Genomic DNA, 245 nt, shown 5'->3' with positions numbered 1-245 from the left:
CGCCGAGGGTCAGTTTCTCGAAGTTGTCGCCACCGGCGACGGATTCGATCTTGTTGACGATGTTCGGCTGACCGCCGGTGTACACATCATCCTTGGCGGTGATGGTGAAGGTGCCAGAGGCGCTGCCGGCTGGAACGGTGACTTTGGTGCCGTCGGTCAGGGTGAAAGTCAGGCCGTTGTGGCCAGTGACCGACAGGCCTTGGGCGTTGGTCAGGGTCACGGTGTAGGTGACCTGGCCGCCTTCG

At 62.4% G+C, this 245-nt stretch carries 1 protein-coding gene; it reads right to left on the bottom strand.

Going from position 1 to position 245, the window contains the following annotated elements; genetic code table 11:
* Nucleotides 1–245: immunoglobulin-like domain-containing protein (locus L6D77_RS27195; protein WP_236170246.1), on the bottom strand; the 245-nt coding region annotated here is incomplete at both ends.

This window comes from Pseudomonas parasichuanensis (assembly GCF_021601385.1).
Classification (GTDB): domain Bacteria; phylum Pseudomonadota; class Gammaproteobacteria; order Pseudomonadales; family Pseudomonadaceae; genus Aquipseudomonas; species Aquipseudomonas parasichuanensis.
Note: the sequence above shows the minus strand (reverse complement) of the source record. Positions and strands in the feature narration are given on the sequence as shown.